Origin of the sequence: Polaribacter reichenbachii (assembly GCF_001975665.1) — a bacterium.
In the GTDB taxonomy this organism is placed as follows: Bacteria; Bacteroidota; Bacteroidia; order Flavobacteriales; family Flavobacteriaceae; genus Polaribacter; species Polaribacter reichenbachii.
In genome coordinates this window covers 1,052,639-1,074,082 of record NZ_CP019419.1, presented here as the reverse complement: position 1 = coordinate 1,074,082, position 21,444 = coordinate 1,052,639, and the positions used below count along the sequence as shown (strand labels likewise).

Annotated in this window: 12 protein-coding genes; 11 read left to right on the top strand and 1 reads right to left on the bottom strand. The window is 30.7% G+C overall.

The genetic code is table 11. The features are described from left to right. Positions 1-173: 173 nt before the first annotated feature. From BW723_RS04365 to BW723_RS04350, 4 genes are all read left to right on the top strand, one after another. Complete coding sequence (locus BW723_RS04365; protein ID WP_068361768.1) at positions 174-1,736, top strand: alpha-L-fucosidase; 1,563 nt, start codon at positions 174-176, stop codon at positions 1,734-1,736. A 64-nt stretch (positions 1,737-1,800) separates the two neighbouring features. After that, entirely contained in the window at positions 1,801-3,651 is a 1,851-nt protein-coding gene (locus tag BW723_RS04360; RefSeq protein ID WP_068361771.1) for a sulfatase-like hydrolase/transferase, read from the top strand. 56 nt (positions 3,652-3,707) lie between these two features. Continuing rightward, the gene (locus BW723_RS04355) at positions 3,708-6,128 is read left to right on the top strand and encodes a hypothetical protein (RefSeq protein WP_139059117.1); all 2,421 of its coding nucleotides are present in this window, start codon (positions 3,708-3,710) and stop codon (positions 6,126-6,128) included. A 13-nt stretch (positions 6,129-6,141) separates the two neighbouring features. Beyond that, positions 6,142-7,563, top strand: coding sequence for a glycoside hydrolase family 28 protein (locus BW723_RS04350; protein ID WP_068361779.1), 1,422 nt, complete (start codon positions 6,142-6,144; stop codon positions 7,561-7,563). Here BW723_RS04350 and BW723_RS04345 read toward each other — a convergent pair. Then, complete coding sequence (locus tag BW723_RS04345; RefSeq protein WP_068361782.1) at positions 7,560-8,711, bottom strand: hypothetical protein; 1,152 nt, start codon at positions 8,709-8,711, stop codon at positions 7,560-7,562. The genes BW723_RS04350 and BW723_RS04345 overlap by 4 nt on opposite strands. Positions 8,712-8,827: 116 nt before the next feature. Here BW723_RS04345 and BW723_RS04340 point away from each other — a divergent pair, with 116 nt between their 5' ends. The 7 genes from BW723_RS04340 (at position 8,828) to BW723_RS04310 (ending at position 21,320) form a co-directional block, all read left to right on the top strand. Continuing rightward, complete coding sequence (locus BW723_RS04340; RefSeq protein ID WP_068361785.1) at positions 8,828-11,683, top strand: glycoside hydrolase family 2 protein; 2,856 nt, start codon at positions 8,828-8,830, stop codon at positions 11,681-11,683. Positions 11,684-11,699: 16 nt separating this feature from the next. Next, positions 11,700-14,540, top strand: coding sequence for a glycoside hydrolase family 2 protein (locus tag BW723_RS04335; protein ID WP_068361788.1), 2,841 nt, complete (start codon positions 11,700-11,702; stop codon positions 14,538-14,540). Between the two features lie 23 nt (positions 14,541-14,563). Continuing rightward, the gene (locus BW723_RS04330; protein ID WP_068361791.1) at positions 14,564-15,862 is read left to right on the top strand and encodes a glycoside hydrolase family 117 protein; all 1,299 of its coding nucleotides are present in this window, start codon (positions 14,564-14,566) and stop codon (positions 15,860-15,862) included. Next, a complete protein-coding gene (locus BW723_RS04325) occupies positions 15,849-17,369 on the top strand; it encodes an alpha-L-fucosidase (protein ID WP_068361794.1) in 1,521 nt (506 codons plus the stop codon). The genes BW723_RS04330 and BW723_RS04325 overlap by 14 nt, the downstream gene beginning before the upstream one ends. A gap of 129 nt (positions 17,370-17,498) precedes the next feature. Beyond that, positions 17,499-18,767, top strand: coding sequence for a glycoside hydrolase family 117 protein (locus BW723_RS04320; RefSeq protein ID WP_068361797.1), 1,269 nt, complete (start codon positions 17,499-17,501; stop codon positions 18,765-18,767). A gap of 126 nt (positions 18,768-18,893) precedes the next feature. Then, the gene (locus BW723_RS04315) at positions 18,894-19,766 is read left to right on the top strand and encodes a family 16 glycosylhydrolase (RefSeq protein WP_068361800.1); all 873 of its coding nucleotides are present in this window, start codon (positions 18,894-18,896) and stop codon (positions 19,764-19,766) included. 30 nt (positions 19,767-19,796) lie between these two features. Continuing rightward, a complete protein-coding gene (locus BW723_RS04310) occupies positions 19,797-21,320 on the top strand; it encodes a sulfatase family protein (protein ID WP_068361803.1) in 1,524 nt (507 codons plus the stop codon). Positions 21,321-21,444 lie beyond the last annotated feature (124 nt).

Sequence of the window (21,444 nt, the reverse complement as noted above, 5' to 3'; positions counted from 1 at the left end):
TTATTAAAGCTTAGCTAGATGTAGAAGGTTATATTTAGAAAATAGGACAGATAGAAATTAAAAGAATAAAAATCTTAAAGCATTTTAAAAGAATTTTTTTTGATGATAAAAAACTTTTTTTCAGATCTAAAGATGTACATAAAAAGATATAATAAAAAAATAACACAAAAAGTATGAGGTTTAATAACTTAAGTAAAATTATAATTGTTCTTGTAATTTTTCAATGTGTTCTACAAACAGAAACAAGGGCGCAAAAAAAGAAATTTAAAGCAAATTGGGAATCTCTAGCAAAAGTTAACGAAGAGCCCAATTGGTTTCAGGATGCTAAATTCGGAATATACGCACACTGGGGGCCAGTTTCTAATGCTTTTGTTGGTGGAGATCCAGAGATGTGGTATGCAGGTTGGCACGGAATGAAAATGTATACTGATGGTAAGGTTGTACCTACTAAAAATGGAAAACCATCAACCAATTACAAACATCATTTAAAAAAATATGGAGACCCTAAAGAAAAAGGATATATAGAAATTATAGAAGAATTTAAACCTACAGGTTTTAATGCCAAAGAATGGGCAAGATTATTTAAACTTTCAGGAGCAAAATTTGCTGGACCAGTTGCTATGCATCATGATAATTTTGCTATGTGGGATGCAAAATCTACACGTTGGAATTCTATGAATTATGGAGGAATTGATCCGTCTGCAGCATTAAAAAAAGAAATCGAAGCCAATGGAATGAAGTTTATGGGGTCTTTTCATCATGCGTTCACTTGGCAATATTTTGCACCTGCACATGCACATGGCAACATCAACCCAAAAGATTACGATTTATATACAAGTCCGCATGCATTAGATTCAGAAACTCCAGATAAACGTTTCTACAAAGAATGGTGGGCAAAATTAAAGGAATTTATAGATGAGTATCAACCAGATTTAATTTGGTTCGATTGGTGGTTAGAAAATATGACAGAAGAATCGCGTACTAAATTTTTAGCGTATTACTATAACAAAGGTCAAGAATGGGGTAAAGATGTTGCAGTTGCTTATAAAGAAACCACTTTTCCAAGTTCAACAGCCATCAAAGATTACGAGAGAGGACGTCCTAATCAACCAAAAAAAGAAGTTTGGTTAACAGACACTTCTCCTGGACAATGGTTTTACAGGCCAGGAGCAAAATTTAAAACACCAAATGAGTTAATAGATATTTTAATAGATATTGTGTCAAAAAACGGTTGTATGTTATTGAATGTACCACCAAATCCAGATGGATCTATTCCAGAAGATATGGCTTATTTATTAGAAGAAATGGGTGCTTGGTTAGCTGTGAATGGAGAAAGTGTTTATGGTACAAGACCTTGGGCTATTTTTGGAGAAGGACCAACACGTTTGCCAGAAGGTGGTCATAAAGTAGAGAAATTAAAAATTGAATATAAAAATACAGATATTCGTTATGTAAAAAAAGGAGACAAATTATTGTATGCAACTGTTATGGATAAACCAGGTGAAGAAACAATTCTTAAAACCTTAAGTACAGATATTGGTGCTTTAAATTCTAAAATTGAAAAAATTGAATTGTTAGGTAGTTCAGACAAAATTGAATGGGTTAGAGATGCTAGAGGTTTGGTAATTAAAACACCAAAAACATTACCAACTAAATATGCACATAGCTATAAAATTACTTTAGAAGGTTATAAAGAAAATAATATTGGTGGCGCAGTTGATGCTCACGTAGATTAAAACACTGCTAAATCTTACTTTTTAAGTAAGATTTTTCTTTTTTAAAATAAATAAAATTAAAGTGATGAAATTAAGACTTATAGTTTTTTTAACTGTAATACAATGTGGCTTTATCAATAAAGTTAAGGCTCAGAATGATAAAAAACCCAATATTGTTTGGATTGTTTCTGAAGACAATTCTAAACATTATTTAAAGCTGTATGATAAAACAGGAGCAGCAACTCCTAATATCGAAAAACTGGCAGAAACAGGTGTAGTTTTTAATAATGCTTTTTCAAATACACCCGTTTGTAGTGCAGCAAGATCAACTTTAATTGCGTCTTCTTACGGACCAAGATTGGTTACTCATTATCACAGAAAAATAAAGCAAGTTCCAATTCCAGATGGTCAGCAAATGTTTCCTGCTTATTTAAGAGAAGCTGGTTATTATACTACAAATAACTCAAAAGAAGATTATAATATTATTAAAGCAGATGATGTTTGGGATGAATCATCTAAAAAAGCAACTTGGAAAAATCGAAAAAAAGATCAACCTTTTTTCCACGTTTTTAATATTGGTACAACTCACGAAAGTAGATTGCATTTTACAAAAGAAGATGTAAAAAAAGGAACTAAAACAGATCAATCTAAAATGTTTGTGCAACCCAATCATCCGCAAACAGATTTATTTAGATATACAGTAGCCAGATATCATGATAAAATGCAAGAAATGGATGCGCAGTTAGGTGCAGTTGTAGATGAGTTAGAAAAAGATGGATTATTAGACGAAACATTCATTTTCTATTATGGAGATCATGGAGGTGTTTTACCTGGCAGTAAAGGTTACATTAACGAAATGGGTGTACATGTGCCTTTGGTGGTGCATATACCAGCAAAATATAAAGATTTAGTTTCTGTAAAAGCAGGTACAAGAAATGATGCTTTTGTAAGTTTTGTAGATTTTGGAGCAACCGTTTTAAATATTGCAGGTGTAGATATTCCTAAAAAAATGGATGGAAAACCATTCTTAGGAAAAAATATTACTGAAAAAGATTTAAAAAAGAGAGATGAAACCTTTAGTTACACAAATCGTATGGACGAAAAATACGATATGGTTAGAGCTGTAAGAAAAGGAAAATTTAAATATACTAGAAATTTTGAGCCTTTTAATTTTGATGCTTTAATGAACAATTATCGCTACAAACAATTAGGATATCAACAATGGATTAAACTCTACAAAGAAGGAAAATTAAATAAAGATCAATCTAAATTCTTTGAGCCAAAACAACCAGAGGAATTGTATAATGTAGAAGAAGACCCTTATGAATTAAACAATTTAGCAAACAATCCTGAATATAAAGAAATTGTAAAAAGTTTAAGAAATAACTTAAACAAACGTATGTGTGGCCTACCAGATTTATCTTTTTATCCAGAATTTTATTTAATTAATAATGCTTTCGATAATCCTGTTGCGTTTGGTAAAAAGCATAAAAAAGACATCAAAAGATATATTAAAACAGCAAATTTAATGTTGATGTCTTTTAAGGACGCAAAATCAAAAATTATTAAAAGTTTAAATTCTAATGATCCTTGGGTTCGTTATTGGGCTTTAATTTCTGCTAGTGCTTTTGGTGATGAAGCCAAAGAATTATCAGCAACAATAAAAAGAATTTCTAAAACGGATTCAGAATTGGTAAATAGAGTAAGAGCTGCAGAATTTTTAGGTTTGATAAAAGCCGAAAATCCACAAGAAGTAATGTTAAATTCTCTATATGAATCTAATGATGGTGTAGAAGCCTTGCTCATTTTAAACTCAATTGTTTTAATGAAAGACGGTAAACATCAATATAAATTTACAGTTGATAAATCTAAAATAAAAGCTAAAGTTTTAGACGAGCCACAAGTGTTAAGAAGATTAGATTATTTGAGTAAATAAAGTTTTTTAGACTTTACATTAATAATATAATGAACATTATAACCCATCATTAAATAATGAACTTAAAAATCTATTTGTTTTTTTTAAGTACTTTTTTTGCCATTAATATGGTGAATTCTCAAATAGTTTTATTGAGAGAAAATGCACCTTATGACAATGTTAATGATGGTGATTTTAATGCAGTTCGTGGTTATTGGAGGCAAGCTAAACAATCTCCTTTTTGGAAAACTAAAGTAATATTTGGTAAAGAAAAAATGGGTCTGCATAATGGTTCTTTATTTTCTATGAATAAAAAAGGTATTGCAGATTCTAAACTTTTAAACACCAATTCTAATTACAAAAAGCACAAAGAAGGAGAAATAATTAATTGGGAATTTGGTGCAGATCTAGAGTACATTAGTAATGGCACAATTTCATTAAGTCTTGTTTTTGGTGATATAGAAAAAATTTTAGCGAATAAAGTGCAACTTGTCGGTTCAGACAAAAAGATTGAACATTTTAAAGGTACATATGTAATTACAAAACAAGATGCTAAAGCTGGTTTACCTTTTGTAAGAGCAACTTTTTATTCAGAAAAAGATGTAAAAGTTTATTTACATTACGTAAATATTAGTGTAAAAAATAATGAAACTCAAGGCCCTAATTTATTGGTAGATGTTGTAGATAATGGTATTTTACTAAAATGGAATAAGTTTAAAAAAGCCCTATATAATGTTTACAGAAGTACAGCAAATAAAACAGATTATAAAAAAATAGGTACTACAAACTATAATGCTTTTATAGACAGTACTTTTATTACTGGTGTTAACTATAATTATGTGGTTACTCGTATTCAAAATGATAAAGAATCTTCTGGTTCTAATATAGTATCAGCAGTAAAAAAAGATAAAATTAAACCCAAACCACCTACTCAACTTAAAGCAGAAATTTATGATACTGAACTTAAAATTTTTTGGAAAAAAAGCATAGATAAAGATGTATCTCATTATGCTGTTTATAGAGGTGATGCAACTGGAAATAATTTAAGAGAGATAGCTCACAATTTAAAAAGAAATTATTATTTAGATTTTACACCTTTAAAAAACACAAACAATAGTTATGTTGTTTATGCTTATGATTTTAGCGGAAATAAAAGCAAAGTATCAGATAAATTAATTGCAAAAGTTAAAACTGTACAAGGTACATCTTTTAGCGATTTAATTCTTCCTATGCCAATTCATCAAAATTTATCATCTAATGTTTGGGGGGGAAAAACTGTAATTCCAAGAGATATAAATAATGGAATTGAAGCCAAAGACTGGTCTTATTGGGGAGGAAGACCTGTAAAAGATACAGACAATAAATACCATATGAATATTACTCGCTGGCCAGCAAATGCAACAAAAGGTCATTGGGAATGGCCTAACTCTACAGTTGCTCATGTGGTTGCAAATAAACCAACAGGATCCTATAAAGTTAAAGATAGTTTAGTCTATTCTTATGCAAATGGATTAGGTCATAATCCTGATATTATTTTGTTAAATGATGGTACTTATTTAATGTATTCGCTAATTAATTGGGAAGCAAATTTATTCAAATCAGCTTCAATGAATGGTCCTTGGCAAAGATTAGGAGTTATGGAAGTAGATTTATCTAAATCTTTAGAAAAACCTAGTTTAAATTATAGATATTTTAGAAATTTATCTGGAGTTCAATTAGATGATGACCGATTTTTGTTTGTTACAAAAGGAGGAGGAATGATGATTAGCAAAGATAAAAATCCTTTAGGGCCTTATACCCCTTTAACAACAGGAGTAAGAGGGAATAAAATTATTCCAATTAAATACAGAAATTCTAATTATGAAGATCCTGTGCTTTGGAAAGATGAAGTACAATATCATATGATTATTAATGCTTTTTTAGATTATAGAGCTATTTATTTAAGATCGATAGATGGTATAAATTGGAAATTTAATTTAGGAACTGCTTACACTCCAGACATTACTTCTTATGCAGATAAAACAAGAACTCATTGGTATAAATTAGAGAGACCTCACGTTTTACAAGATAATTATGGCAGAGCAACTCATTTATCTTTGGCTGTAATTGATGTACCAAAAGCTGATGATTTGGCAAATGATAATCATAATTCAAAAAATATTATTATTCCTCTAGTAGTTCAAAAGAGAATTTCGATTTTAAATAAAACTAAGGTAAATCAAGAAACAAAAAACATAACTATTATTATTCATTCAGAAAAAGGATTCAATGCACAAACAGATATTAATGTTAATTCGTTAAGATTTGGAGCTACAGAAGAGGTAGATTTTGGTAGAGGTTGCAAAGTGCTCTCAACAAAGAAAAAAGGAAAAGGTTTACTTGTAGAATTTAGTGGTATTGGTAATGGAATTACAGAGAATAATTTTGTGTGCAAATTGTTAGGCAGTACAAAAAAAGGAAACTTAATAATTGCTTATTCTAAGTTAAAAACGAATTAAAAAATTTATTATAATGTATAAGTCTTTAGTATTATTTATTGTTTTATTAGTTGTTGCATCATGCCAAAAACAAACCATTTGGGATGTTAAAGATTATGGCGCAAAAGATGATAATTTAACAGTAAATACCAAATTTATTCAAAAAGCAATTGATGAATGCCACAAAGCTGGTGGAGGAACAGTAACAATTAATGGCGGTGTTTTTGTATCAGGAACTATTCTTTTAAAAAGCAACGTAACCTTAAATATTACAGAAAAAACCACTTTATTGGGTAGTATTAATCCTTTAGATTATCCTATTATAGAACCATTTATAGATGCTACAGGTCAGTTTAGAGGGCAATGTTTTATTGCAGCAATAGATGCAGAAAATGTTGCAATTACTGGTAGAGGTACTATTGATGGTCAAGGAAAAATGTTATCACCCAAAAATGTAAAGAAAACATTAAAAAAATTAGGCTTAGAAGATGTAAAACCAGATTTAACTGGGCTTGAAGCAGATAGTAACAATTATGTAAATAATAATATTAGACTTTCTAATCGTCCTTTTTTAGTAAGAATGGTGCGTTCTAAAAAAATAAAATTAAAGTATATTCATTTAAGACAACCAGCAGCTTGGACATTGCATTTTTTACAATGTGATAATTTTGAAGTAGATGGAATAGATATTTACAGTCACGCAAACAGAAATAATGATGCTATAGATATCGATTCTAGTACAAATGGTGTTATTAAAAACTGCACTATAGATTCAGGAGATGATGCAATTTGTTTTAAATCTACAAGTCCAGAAGCTACTGCAAACATTGAGGTTTATGATTGTAAAATTAGCAGTCATTGGGGAGCCATAAAATTTGGTACAGAGTCTATGGGAGATATGAAAAATATAACTATTAGAGATTGTTTAGTATATAATACAAAAGGTGGTGGGATTAAAATTATTTCTGCTGATGGTGCTAATGTTGATAATATTCTGATAGAAAATATACAAATGGAAAATGTAGAAATGCCAATTTTTATTCGTTTGTGCGAAAGAAGATTGGTGTATAGAAATGCCAATAGAAAATCTACAGGAAGCATTAATAATGTAACAATTAGAAACATTACTGCTCAAGTTTCTGATTTAGAAAAATTAAGAATGAAACCAACAACAGGATTGTATTTTTCAGGAACTCCAAATCATTCATTAGGTTCTATAAACTTAGAAAATATTAAGATTGATGTACCTGGTGGAGGAACAAAAGAAGACAGAAAAATTACAGTTCCAGAAAACGAAACTGAATATCCAGAATTTACAAAACTTGGTGCAACCCCTGCTTACGGATTGTTTGCAAGGCATATTAAAAATTTAGTAACAAAAAATGTAGTTTTTACTACTAGAAGTAATGATAAAAGAGAAGAAACTATTTTAATTAATGTTGATAAATTCAACTAAAAAGGAATAACATCTAAAATCTTAAGATCAGTTTCTGTTCTATTAACGCCTTTTACTTTAAAAATAGCTGTAAAATGCTTTTTGCCTTTTAGGTATTTATCAGAAAAAACTTGCAAACTATCTTTGTTTAGAAAATAATCAACAGTTGCACTTACGCCAATATCGTGTTGAGAGAAAAACACAAAATGCTCTGTGTTTCCAATACTTTTATATCTAGAAACTACAGCATATTCTTCTGCAATTTTAGGCGATTTTATAGAAATTATACTGTCTTTTTTATAAATCGGTTTAGAGATAATTAAATCATCATTTATAATTTTACAATACGGATTCCCTTCATTAAAAAATTTAAGAAATAAGTTCTTGTTTTTTGTAGGACCAACATAAATAATATTACCTTCTTTTATTTCTGGGATAGAAGTTTGGGTAGAAAAACGAATATCGAAACTGCTTTTATAAAACTGAAAAAACGATTGAAATTTTTGAGTAGCCAAAGCACTCATTCTTGTGCTATAACTATATGTTGATGGTTTAATTTTGTTTTTTAACTCCGGGTTTTTATCAATATATGTATAAAAATCTTCTGATGAATTGATATTAAAATCACGTGTCCAACCAGGTTTGTTTGTAATTGTTTTTCCTGATATTCCAAAATGATCACCAATAAAAAGTTTTGTTTTTGTATGGTTTTCTAAAAATGGTTTCCAGAGTTCTGGAGATTTATTTGGCAATGAATTTATCAGTAAAAAAAGCAAAATGCAAACCAAACCAAAATAAGGAAAAGCTATTTTCCAGTTTATTTTTTTAAGTTTATTTTTTTTGTTTTCATTTTGAATAAAACTTGTATTGTATTGCCCTTTTAAAATCTGTAGAATCCATTCTTCGTTTTTACCTTCATCAGTATAAAAAGCGTCTAATTTCTTTCTTAAGTTGTAAACATTTACTCTAACTCTTGGATTATTTTTGTTTGATATTTCAAAACCACCAAAAAAATCAATATCAATAATACTCTCTTTTAAAGGCGTGTTTTTTTGTGTCGCTTCAAAAAGATAAAGTAACAAAGCAATGCTTGTAGGTGCGTTTTTAAAGGTGTTACTTTTTGTAATTCTAGCAACGACTTCTTCTTTCTTTTGATTGCTAAGTTTCATTGGTTTTTTTCAATCATTTTAACGGTTATAGCTACAGTTAAAGTCACGTTAAAGCAATCAAATTTAATCATTATTCTTAAGTTTAACTTCTAAAATTTAAATTATTCTTAATTATTATGCAAAAATTTAAAAATCTATTAATTGCGTTTGTTTTTACTTCGAGTATGCCTTTTTACGCCCAAAATGCAGTAATTGATGCTAATTTAAAGTCAGATCTTCAAACTGAAATCCAATACCTTTCAGGTACAGATAAAGACAATTTAGTTGATTGGGATTTCTGGATTTCTGAAGGTAGAAAAAGTGGTAAGTGGACAACAATTGGTGTGCCTTCTTGTTGGGAACAACAAGGTTTTGGTGCTTATAATTATGGACAAGATAAAGAAGATAATCGTGCCCAAGAATATGGTTTGTATAAATATACTTTTAATGCCCCAAAAAATTGGAAAAACAAAAATATAAATATTGTTTTTGAAGGTGTAATGACAGATGCTGAGGTAAAAATTAATGGCAAATTGGCTGGCGAAATTCATCAAGGGGCTTTTTACGAATTCAAGTATGCAATTACAGATTTACTAAAATATGGGAAGCAAAATATTTTAGAAGTTAAAGTGCATAAAGTGTCTGCAAACGAATCTATAAATCACGCAGAAAGAAATGCAGATTTCTGGATTTTTGGTGGAATTTACAGACCTGTTTATTTAGAAATCCTTCCAAAAGAAAATATAGAACGTGTTGCAATAGATGCAAAAGCAAATGGAATTATTAATGCTGATATTTTTACAACATCAAAAAAAGTGCATGCTATTGCAGCTACTTTATCAAATGTAAATGGTCAAGTAATAGAAAATTTAAAAATTGATAAATCTTTTAAAGAAGAAGGCAGATGGCATATTACAACCAAAGCAAATAACGTAAAAACTTGGAATCCTGAGTTCCCAAATTTATATGTTTTACATATTAAAATTCTAGATAAACAAAATAAAATTCTTCATAAAATAAGTGAAACCATTGGTTTTAGAACAGTAGAAGTTTTAGAAGGAGATGGAATTTATGTAAACGGAAAACGCATAAAATTTAAAGGTGTAAATCGTCATTCTTTTCATCCAAAATCGGGTAGAACAACTTCTAAATCTTGGAGTCTTGAACAAGCACTGCAAATTAAGGATATGAATATGAATGCTGTGAGAATGGCACATTATCCTCCAGACAAACATTTTTTACAGGTTTGCGATTCACTAGGGCTTTTTGTTATCAATGAAATTTGTACTTGGCACAACCCAACCTTAGATACTAAAGTGGCGCGTAAAATTGTAAAAGAAACTGTTGTTCGAGATGTAAATCACCCATCAATTGTATTGTGGGCAAATGGTAACGAACAAGGCTGGAACACAGAGGTTGATGATGATTATGCAAAATGGGACATCCAAAAGAGAGAAGTAATTCATCCTTGGAGCATTTACAAAAAAACAAATACCATTCATTACAGTCATTATCATTCTTTAATAAATGATGCGTATTCTAAGGATAAGATTTTGTTTCCAACAGAGTTTTTGCACGGTTTATATGATGGTGGCCATGGAGCTGGCTTAGACGATTATTGGAATATAATGTGGAATTTGCCTTTAAGTGCAGGTGGATTTTTATGGGATTTTGCTGATGAAGGCATAGAACGTACAGACAAAAACAATGAAATTGATTTGGATGGCAATCACGCTCCAGATGGAATTGTTGGTCCTTATGGAGAAAAAGAAGGAAGTTATTTTACAATCAAAGAAGTTTGGTCGCCAATTTATATTGAAGATCGATTTATTAAAGAGGATTTTAATGGGATTTTCAGAATCGAAAATCGATATCATTATACCAATTTAGACAAGTGTACAATGACTGCGAAATGGATTAAATTCAATGGTCCAAAAGACAATAAAAATGCAACAATTTTAAATACAACTAAAGTTGATTTACCAAATTTAGCTCCAATTACAAAAGGACAATTTACAGTTGATAAACCAAAAAATTGGAAAGAAGCTGACGCTTTATATTTAACAGCTGTAAACCAATATGGAAAAGAAATTTTTACTTGGAGTTATCCAGTTTCAATTCCCAAAAAAGCAAATTCCTCTCAAATTGATGTTGCAGAGAAAGGTTCAATTTCTACAAAAACTGAAAACGAATTCATAAAAGTTGAGGCTAATGGAATTAGCTATCTATTTTCAGAAAAAACAGGATTATTACAAGAAGTTAAAAAAGGAAATACAACAATTCCGTTAAAAGATGGACCAATTATTTTAAATCAGAAGGATAAAATAAAGTCGATAACCGTAAATTCATCCGAAGAAAAAGTAGAAATTTTAGTTGTTTTTGAAGAAGGAAAATGGTCTCCAGGTTGGTCTACATTGAAAGAATATCGTTCAGATATTATAAAATGGACTGTAAATGCAAATGGTTTATTAGATGTAAAAGTAGAGTTTAAAGGTTATAGAAATTTAAAAGGTTTTAGAGGAATTACTTTTTCTTTTCCAGAAACCCAAGTTGCAGGAATGAAATGGTTAGGAGATGGCCCTTATAGAGTTTGGCGAAACAGAATGAAAGGAACCGAATTTAATGTTTGGGAAAACGATTATAACAACACAATTACTGGGCATTCAGGATTTGTGTATCCAGAATTTAAAGGTTTTTTCTCAAACTTATATTGGGCAAAAATAAAAGGAAATAACAACAACGGATTTACAGTGTATTGCAATTCGCCACAGGTGTATTTACGAATGTTAACTCCAGAAAATGCTCCTGATACAAGAAAAGGAAGACTAGATCCTAAATTTCCTAAAGGTGATATTTCTTTTGTAATGAATATTCCTGCAATTGGTACAAAATTCCAAAAACCAGAAAGCACAGGGCCTCATGGAAATCCTGAACATTATTTTGGAAATGATGACAATCCTATCACTATTGATTTAACATTCGATTTTAATTAAAAAGCCCTAAATTATTATGAAAAATCAAGCAATAATTAGACTATTATTTTTAATTCAAATTGTGTTTTGGGTAGGAAATATTTACGCTCAAAAAGAAACAAAAACCATTAAAAAATATTTAACAGGTACAGATAAAGACAATACCTTAGAATGGGATTTTTTCTGTTCTGATGGAATGAAAAGTGGTAAATGGGATAAAATAGCTGTGCCTTCTTGTTGGGAGTTACAAGGTTTTGGGAATTATAATTACGGGCGAGATTATAAAGACAAAAAGTCTTATTTTAAAGAATATGGTCTGTATAAATACAACTTTTCAGTATCTGAAGATTGGAAAAACAAAAACGTAAAAATTGTTTTCGAAGGTGTAATGACAGATGCAGAAGTAAAGATAAATGGCAAATTGGCTGGTGAAATTCATCAAGGAGCATTTTACGAATTTAAATACGATGTTTCTAAACTTCTTAAATATGGTAAAGACAATTTAATTGAAGTAAAAGTAAATAAAGAATCTAGCAACGAATCTATAAATCACGCAGAACGTAGAGCAGATTTCTGGATTTTTGGAGGAATTTACAGACCTGTTTACTTAGAAGCATCACCTAAAAACAACATAGAAAGAGTTGCTATTGATGCTAAAGCGAATGGAAATATAGTTGCAGATATTTTTACTAAATCAAAAAAAGCAACAGCTGTAAAATTGGTTTTAAAAGAAGATTTAGGAAAAAAAGTTCAAGATGTATCCATCAAAAATCTAAATAAAGAAGATGATAAATTATCAATTTCTGCTCAGGCTTTGAACATTAAAACTTGGAATCCTGAGAAACCAAATATGTATCAATTGCAAATTTATTTGTTAGATAAAAAAGGAAATACTTTACATCAAACAACAAAAAAAATTGGTTTTAGAACCATAGAAATTAGAGAAAGTGATGGTATTTATGTCAACAACCAAAAGATAAAATTCAAAGGTGTAAATCGTCATAGTTTTTATCCAAATTCTGGAAGAACAACATCAAAAGCGTTAAGTATAGAACATATTAAAATGATGAAAGATATGAATATGAATGCTGTTCGTATGTCTCATTATCCACCAGACAAACACTTTTTAGAAGCTTGCGATTCTATTGGTTTATTTGTGATTGATGAAGTTTGTACTTGGCACGTACCGTATTTAGACACCAAAGTTGGTAAAAAAATTATCAAAGAAACTATTGTTAGAGATGTAAATCATCCATCAATTATTTTGTGGGCAAATGGTAACGAATCTGGTTGGAATAACAAGTTAGATAATGAATATCATAAACACGATATTCAAAAACGTGAGGTTATTCATCCTTGGGCAATTTTTGGCAAAATGAATACGATGCATTATCCAGAATATCACATTTTTGCTTACGATTCGCCACGAAAAGATAAAATCTATTTCCCTACAGAATTTATGCACGGTTTATATGATGGTGGTCATGGAGCGAGTTTAGATTCTTATTGGAAACAAATCTGGAATATGCCTTTAGCAGCTGGTGGTTTTCTTTGGGATTTTGCTGATGAATCTGTAATTAGAACTGACAAAGGTGGCATTTTAGATTCTGATGGAAATCACGCAGCAGACGGAATTGTAGGTCCTTATGGAGAAAAAGAAGCCAGTTATTTTACAGTTAAAGAAATTTGGTCGCCAATTTATATAGCAGAACGTTTTATTCGTGATGATTTTTCTGGAATTTTTGATGTTGAAAATAGATATCATTTTACAAACTTAAACGAATGTAAAATTACAGCACAATGGGTTAATTTTAATGGGCCAAAAAAAGCAAAAGATATTAAAGTAATGTCAGAAAGTAACGTGAATCTTCCTGATTTGGCTCCAGGTTTAAAAGGTACTTTTACTATAAATAAACCAAAAAACTGGCAATCTGCAGATGCTTTATATTTAACAGCAACAGATGCTACAGGAAATACAATTTTTACTTGGTCTTATCTTGTTAAAAATCCAAAGAACATCAACAATAATTTTATTTCTGATGATAAAATAGGAATTATAAAATCTACCATTTCAGGCGATAAAATTTTGATAAATGCAAATGGCAATCGTTTTGTGTTTTCTAAAAAAACAGGTTTATTAAAAGAAGTTAAAAAAGGCGATAAAATAATTCCGTTAAAAGATGGCCCAATTTTATTAGGCTCTAAATCTAAACTAGAAATGGTTAATGTAATTGACTCTGAAGATAAAGTAGAAATTATTGCTCTTTTTGAAAAAAGAAGAAAATATTGGGACTGGAAAGAGAATAAAGAAACCACTCAAGATTTCTTAAAATGGACAATAAAGCCAAATGGTACTCTAGATTTACACGTAGAAATCAGAAATATTAAAATGGTAAAAGAATATATGGGTATTACTTTTTCTTTTCCTGAAAAAGAAGTTAGAGGGATGAAATGGTTAGGAGATGGCCCATACAGAGTTTGGCGAAACAGAATGAAAGGAACTCAGTTTAAAGTCTGGGAAAACGATTATAACAATACTGTAACTGGCGAAACAGAATTTGTTTATCCAGAATTTAAAGGCTTTTTCTCGAGCTTAAATTGGTTAAATGTAAAAGGAAATCACAACAATGGTTTTACTGTGTACTGCAATTCTAAAGACACGTATTTAAGAATGTTAACACCAGATCAACCAGAAGATCCAGAAAAAGGAGCCAGTGTTAAGAATTTCCCTAAAGGTGATATTTCTTTTGTAAAAAACATTCCTGCAATTGGCACAAAATTTAAAGAACCAAATAAAATGGGACCTTATGGAAATGAGATACATTATTTTGGTAATGATGATGAGCCAATAGTTCTCGATTTAACCTTTGAATTTTAATTTATTTTAAAAAATTATCCAAAATGAAAAAATATTTTTACATTTTCACAATAGGAATAGTACTTTTTTCTTGTCAAAGAGAAAAAGAAACAACTGATGAATCTACTCAAAAAGAATTTCCTTTTTTTATTCCTGATCAAAAACCAAATAGACCTTTAAGTGCAGCAGTAGAACGTAATTATGATGCTTACGAATCTATTAGACCAGAGCAAAACGAATTGTATAGCCAATTTAAATACACCAAATTAAAAGGTTTCGATTATAATGGAGGAGATGGAACGATTACACGTAGAGATCCTTCAAAAGTAATTTTTGAAAACGGCAAATACTATGTTTGGTATACAGGCCGTAAAACAAAAGTAAAAGCGGTAGGAATGGCAAAAGCTAAAGAAGCAACAGACCAAATTCCGTCTGCAGATTGGGATTTAGCAGATATTTGGTACGCAACTTCAGAAGATGGTTTTACATGGGAAGAGCAAGGAATTGCAGTTCGTCGTCCGCCAAAACCTCAGCCAGGTTGGAGGTCAGTTACAACAACAGATATTTTAAAATTTAAAGGAAAATACTATTTATACTTTCAAGCTTTTGAAGAAGCAAGTGGTTTACGTGGCGATTTTTGCCCTGTTTCTGTAGCTTGGGCAGATTCACCTGATGGCCCTTGGACCCACACAGGTAAAGTTGTATTACCAAATGGACCAGAAGGTTCTTGGGATCAATATTCAATTCACGATCCTTATCCTTTAGTACACGATGGTAAAATTTACTTGTATTATAAAGGTGATTTTGATAAAAGACCAGAATTAAAACCTTCTAAAATTAGAATGCAAGGTTTGGCAATTGCAGAAGACCCATTAGGGCCTTTTAAAAAACACCCTTTAAATCCGGTGATCAATTCTGGTCATGAAACCACATTGTTTCCTTTTAGAGAAGGTGTTGCTGCAATTGTACAAAGAGATGGGCAAGAGCATAATACCATACAATATGCCAAAGATTGGGTAAATTTTGAAATAGCTTCTATAACAGAATTAATGCCTGTTGCTGGTGGCCCTTTTGTACCAGATGCTTTTACAGATACAAAAGATGGTAGAGGTATAACTTGGGGAATTTCTCATATTATTAATGCTGGTGGTAACTGGAAAAATAATCACACTATTTTATTACGTTTCGATTGTGATTTAAGTCAAGATATTCATGATGATGCTATGAAACAGCATCATTATAACTATTCACCAGAATTTCATTACAGTCATGGTTTGAATAAAAATCAGAAAAAAAGAATACAACATCATAATATAAAATTGAAACAAAATGAATCAGAATAGAATATTTATTGTTGTATTTATCTTGTTATTAGTTGCTTGTAAACAAGTTGAGGTAAATACAAACAAACAAATAGAGAAATACCAACCAACATTAGCATCACTTAAAAAACATGGTGCAGCACCAGAATGGTTTGCAGATGCTAAATTAGGTATGTATTTTCATTGGGGGCCATATAGTGTACCTGCTTATGGTAGTGCTTGGTACCCTCATAATATGTATAAAGATAATAATGGTGTTCGTAAACATCATGAAAAAACTTATGGTAGTATTTATGAGTTTGGTTATGAAGATTTTATACCAATGTTTAAAGCAGAAAAGTTTGATCCAGATGATTGGGCTAAATTATTTAAAGATACTGGCGCAAAATTTGCTGGTCCAGTAGCACAACATCATGATGGTTTTGCTATGTGGAATAGTGATGTAAACCCTTGGAATGCTGCAGATATGGGGCCAAAAAGAGATATTTTGGGCGATATTTTTAAATCGCTTAAAAAAGAAGGATTAAAAACCATTGCAACTTTTCATCATGCAAGAAATGGACAACGAAATGCAGATAAACCAGAATTATGGAAAAAGGCATACAACAGTCATTATGTATATCATCCAGATTTACCAACAGCAACTACAGATGAAAAATTGAGAAAACTTTTTGGGAATTTTGAAACCATAGAAGAGTTTAATCAATATTGGTTAGAACAAGTAAATGAAGTTATAGACAAATACAGTCCAGATATTTTATGGTACGACTCTTGGCTAAATTTAATTCCTGAAAATAAAATTTTGCAAATGGCTGCACATCATTTTAATAACGGATTAAAAGAAAACAAAGAAGTAATGTTAGCTCATAAACAAGAAGATTTACCAAAAGAATTTAGTGTTTTAGATTACGAACAAGGAGGTCGTAAAGATTCTTGGCCAACGCCATGGATGACAGATGTAACTTTAGGTAAAAATAGATGGATGTATGTAGAAGGACATCCATACAAAACCGCAGATTTAGTGGTTCGTAATATGATTGATGTTTGGAGTAAAAACGGAGTAGTTTTACTTAATGTCTCGCCAAGAGCAGATGGAGTTATTAATAAAGAACAAAGAGCTATTTTAAAAGAAATTGGAGATTGGATGAAAGTGCATGGAGAAGCTGTTTATGGAACAAGACCCCATAATATCTTCGGATTTGGGAATGCGAAAACAGGTAAAGGCCATAATGCTGGGCAATCTTCTACAGTACAATATACAGCAGATGATGTGCGTTTTACAGTGGCAAAAGATAAAAAGGCAATGTATATTTTCTTTTTAGGGAAACCAGAAATAGGCAAAAGAATACAAATGAAATCGATTGGAGGTTATCATAGAAATATACCTCCAGGTAAAATTAAAAAGATTATTCATTTAGGTTCTAATGCAGCCACTAAATTCGAACACAGCACATCTACTTTTTTCTTAACTATACCAGATACCGAGTTAAATAACCTAGCTAATGTCTTTAAATTAGAGTTAGATTAAGTTTTTTCTAAGTGGTTTTTGCATCAAAAAAGGCCATTTAAGCCCTAAAGATGAATATTTGTTAATGGCTTTGGTTAGTACTGTAACTAAATTTACAGCACTAATCAACAGCTTTTAACATCAGAAAAAATGAAACAATTCATCATACTTTTAGTCTTTGTAAGTTTTTTAAATGCTTGTAAAAATAAAACTGAAACAGTAAGTGCAGAAAAAGAAGTAAAAGTTTTTCCACATCATTTACCAAAAGAAAAACCAAATATGCCTTTAAGTAGTGCATTAAATCGTTTGTATGATAATTATTTGGCTCCAAAACCACAAGACAATGAGTTGTTTTCACAGTTTAAATATACAGATGTAAAAGGTTTTGATTACAACAATCACGATGGTACAATAAGTAGAAGAGATCCATCAAAAGTAATAAAGCATAATGGTAAATATTATGTTTGGTACACCTACAGAAATACGCCAACTCCACCTCAAGGAGCTGCGAAAAGTACAGAGGTAATTCCTTCATCAGATTGGGATTTAGCCGAAATTTGGTATGCAACAAGTACAGATGGTTTTCATTGGGAAGAGCAAGGTGTTGCTATAAAAAGACCTAAAAAACCAATTGTTGGTTGGCGTTCTGTAACTACAACAGATATTTTACAATGGAAAGGGAAATACTATTTATATTATCAAGGGTTTATGGAAGCCAGTGGAAAACGTGGTGATGATTGCCCAGTTGCAGTTTCGTATGCAGATTCTCCTGATGGACCTTGGACACCTTATAATAAAATTGTAATTCCTAATGGTGGTGAAGGTGAATGGGATCAGTTTTCTATTCACGATCCATATCCTTTAGTGTATAAAGGAAAAATTTATTTATACTATAAATCAGATTTTGGTGAGCCTGGTGATTGGGTAAGAATGCAAGGTTTAGCAACTGCGGATAATCCTTTAGGTCCTTTTACAAAACATCCATTAAACCCTGTAATTTCTTCAGGACACGAAACTTCTCTTTTCCCTTTTAAAACAGGTATTGCAGCAATGGTTTATAAAGATGGTAATGAGCATAATACAGTACAATATGCAGAAGATGGTGTAAATTTCGAAATTGCTTCAATTACAGAAATGATGCCTTATGCAGCTGCGCCATTTGTGCCAGATGCTTTTACAGATACAAAAGATGGTAGAGGTGTAACTTGGGGAATGGCTCATTTTATCAATTATAATTCTAATTGGGGTACTTTTCATTCTATTTTAACTCGTTTCGATTGCGATTTAAGTCAAGATCTAAACGACCCAGAAATGAAAGAACCACGCGTAAAATATACACCACAAGATTATTTTAAACGTAGTTTAAGTAAAAAACAGCAGCAAAGAATTACAAAAGAAAACAAAGAAGTTTTAAAATAAAGGCATTTTTTCTAAAAATCTGTAAATAGAACATATCAACTACAAAGTTGGTCATTTGTTTACATTATTTCTTATATCAATATTTATTTTTATCATCATATAAACAATTTTGAAAAAAGATTAATAATGGCAAGATTAAAAAAGTTAGTTACTCTAATAATTATAATAACTTTAAACTCTTTGTACGCTCAAAAATCTCCCTATTTTGAAAAAGGTGAAGATCCTAAACCAGAAGGTACAAAATGGAAATTAGTAAAAGGAATGTCTGATGAGTTTAATGGCAAGAGCGTAAATGAAGGCAAATGGCAAATTTCTGGCCAAGGTTGGATTGGTCGTGCACCAGGATTATTCCAAGCAGAAAACATAAAAGTTGCAGATGGTAACTTACAAATCACCACAAAAAAACTAGCAAAACCAATTGTAAAAAACGGTAATACATTTACACACGGAGGTGGTTATGTTGGTTCTTATGAGTCTATGAAATATGGCTATTATGAAGCAAGAATGAAAGCCAATAAAACTTTTATGTCTTCTACTTTTTGGTTGATAAATGATAGAAAAGGCACAAAAGGTTGCGATAACAGAGTTACAGAATTAGACATACAAGAATGTTTTGGTCAAATAACATCAGACAGACAATTTACCATTGGTTTTGATCAAAGAATGAATTCTAATACACACAGTAGAGGTGTAAAAGAAGGTTGCGATATTCCTGAAGGACGATCTCCTGCAAAAGCAAATCTTGCAAGTGGTAAAGTATATGATGATTACCACGTTTACGCAGTTTGGTGGAAAAGCAAAGACGAAATCTTATTCTTTTTAGATGGCAAATTACATTCTAAAGTTAAACCGCCAGCAGATTTCGATTTAGATATGCATTTAAGAATGGTTGTAGAAACGTATAACTGGAATCCTGTGCCAGCAGATGGTGGAATGACAGGTTCTAAAGAAGACAGAACAACTTCTTATGATTGGGTACGTACTTGGAAATTAAAATAATAGAGTACTTTTTTTAAATAAAATATAAAGATGAAAAAAATCTTAACTTTTCTAATTTTAGTATGCTTTGTTGTAAATATTGATGCTCAAAAAAAGGATAAAAGACCTAATGTAATTGTTATTTTAGCTGATGATATTGGTGTTGGAGACATCTCTAAATACAGAAGATTACACAGTAATAATATTATACTAGAAACACCAAGTATAGACAATCTTGCCAAAGACGGAATGATGTTTACAGATGCACATTCACCTGCAGCATTGTGTGCAACTTCACGTTACGCAATCATGACAGGGAATAGCAATTTTAGAAGTACTGCACCTTGGGGTGTTTGGTCTGGTTACGCAAAATCTGTTATTAGAAAAGATCAAATGACTTTAGGTAAGTTGATGAAACAAGCCAATTATAACACTGCATTTTTCGGAAAATGGCATTTAGGAACCACCTTTAAAACCAAAGACAACCCAGATCAATTATATTTTGATAAGAATGGAAAAGTAGATTATAATGTAGATATTTCTAAAATTATCATTGGCCCTAAACAATTAGGTTTCGATTATAGTTTGTCTTTACCAGCAGGTATTCAAGGACCTCCTTATGCTTTTTACGAAAACCACGAGTGGATGAAATTAAAATCAGATTCTAAAATTCAGATGATTGATAATGATTTTATGAAAAATATCAACCTAAAATTAGATAAAAATCCTGGATATGGAGATTCTAACTGGAATCCTCATAATGTAGGTGGAATTTTAGCAACAAAAGCAGTTAATTATATTGCAAAAAATGCGAATAAAGAAAAGCCATTCTTTATGTATTATTGTTCGCAAGCAGTGCATGTTCCTCACGCTCCAATAGATAAATTAGATGGTAAAAAAATAAAAGGTACAACACCTTCTTTACACTTAGATATGGTTAAAGAGCTTGATACACAAATGGGTATGTTGGTTGCTGAACTTAAAAAACAAGGTGTTTATGAAAATACTGTTTTTATTTTTACTTCGGATAATGGTGGTTTAATGAAAAAAAATACCATAAAATCAGGTCATAAAGTAAGTGATATTTATAGAGGATCTAAAAATAAATTCCACGAAGGTGGGCACAGAGTTCCTTTTATTGTTACCTGGCCAAATGTTGTAAAAAAGAATCAACAATCAGCAAAACCAATTTTAGGACAAGATATTATGGCTACGATTGCTGCAATAGCGAATCAAAAATTAAGTAATGATGTAGCACAAGATTCTTACAATTTGTATACAGTATTATTAAACAAAGAGAAAAAAGAACAAAGAAGTCATTTAATGATTCAAGGGGGTTCTGCACATCACGTTATTATTATAGAAGATGGTTGGAAACTTGTGATTAAAGTTGATAAAAAAGACAAGTCTAATAAAACCAGAACTCCAGTTGCTTTGTTCGATTTAAACACAAATATTAGCGAAAACGAAAAGTATAACTTTATTACATCAACTAAACATCAAGAAAAAGTAAAATATTTGTTTGCTACTTATAATAAAACTAGAGATTCTAATGCTTCTACTTCAGTACATTAGCTTGTAAAATAATACACAGTAAACGTTGAGTAAAAGCTTAATAAAAACTAAAAATTCCTAAAAGAACATCTGTTATAACTATTTGCTCATTTGGAATCTTTAGATTTTGTCTTTTTTTGTTAAT

Coding starts and splice junctions, on each gene's coding strand:
- BW723_RS04320 (WP_068361797.1), top strand. CDS start 17,499: ATGAAACAATTCATCATACTTTTAGTCTTTGTAAGTTTTTTAAATGCT.
- BW723_RS04350 (WP_068361779.1), top strand. CDS start 6,142: ATGTATAAGTCTTTAGTATTATTTATTGTTTTATTAGTTGTTGCATCA.
- BW723_RS04345 (WP_068361782.1), bottom strand. CDS start 8,711: ATGAAACTTAGCAATCAAAAGAAAGAAGAAGTCGTTGCTAGAATTACA.
- BW723_RS04355 (WP_139059117.1), top strand. CDS start 3,708: ATGAACTTAAAAATCTATTTGTTTTTTTTAAGTACTTTTTTTGCCATT.
- BW723_RS04330 (WP_068361791.1), top strand. CDS start 14,564: ATGAAAAAATATTTTTACATTTTCACAATAGGAATAGTACTTTTTTCT.
- BW723_RS04325 (WP_068361794.1), top strand. CDS start 15,849: ATGAATCAGAATAGAATATTTATTGTTGTATTTATCTTGTTATTAGTT.
- BW723_RS04315 (WP_068361800.1), top strand. CDS start 18,894: ATGGCAAGATTAAAAAAGTTAGTTACTCTAATAATTATAATAACTTTA.
- BW723_RS04310 (WP_068361803.1), top strand. CDS start 19,797: ATGAAAAAAATCTTAACTTTTCTAATTTTAGTATGCTTTGTTGTAAAT.
- BW723_RS04340 (WP_068361785.1), top strand. CDS start 8,828: ATGCAAAAATTTAAAAATCTATTAATTGCGTTTGTTTTTACTTCGAGT.
- BW723_RS04360 (WP_068361771.1), top strand. CDS start 1,801: ATGAAATTAAGACTTATAGTTTTTTTAACTGTAATACAATGTGGCTTT.
- BW723_RS04335 (WP_068361788.1), top strand. CDS start 11,700: ATGAAAAATCAAGCAATAATTAGACTATTATTTTTAATTCAAATTGTG.
- BW723_RS04365 (WP_068361768.1), top strand. CDS start 174: ATGAGGTTTAATAACTTAAGTAAAATTATAATTGTTCTTGTAATTTTT.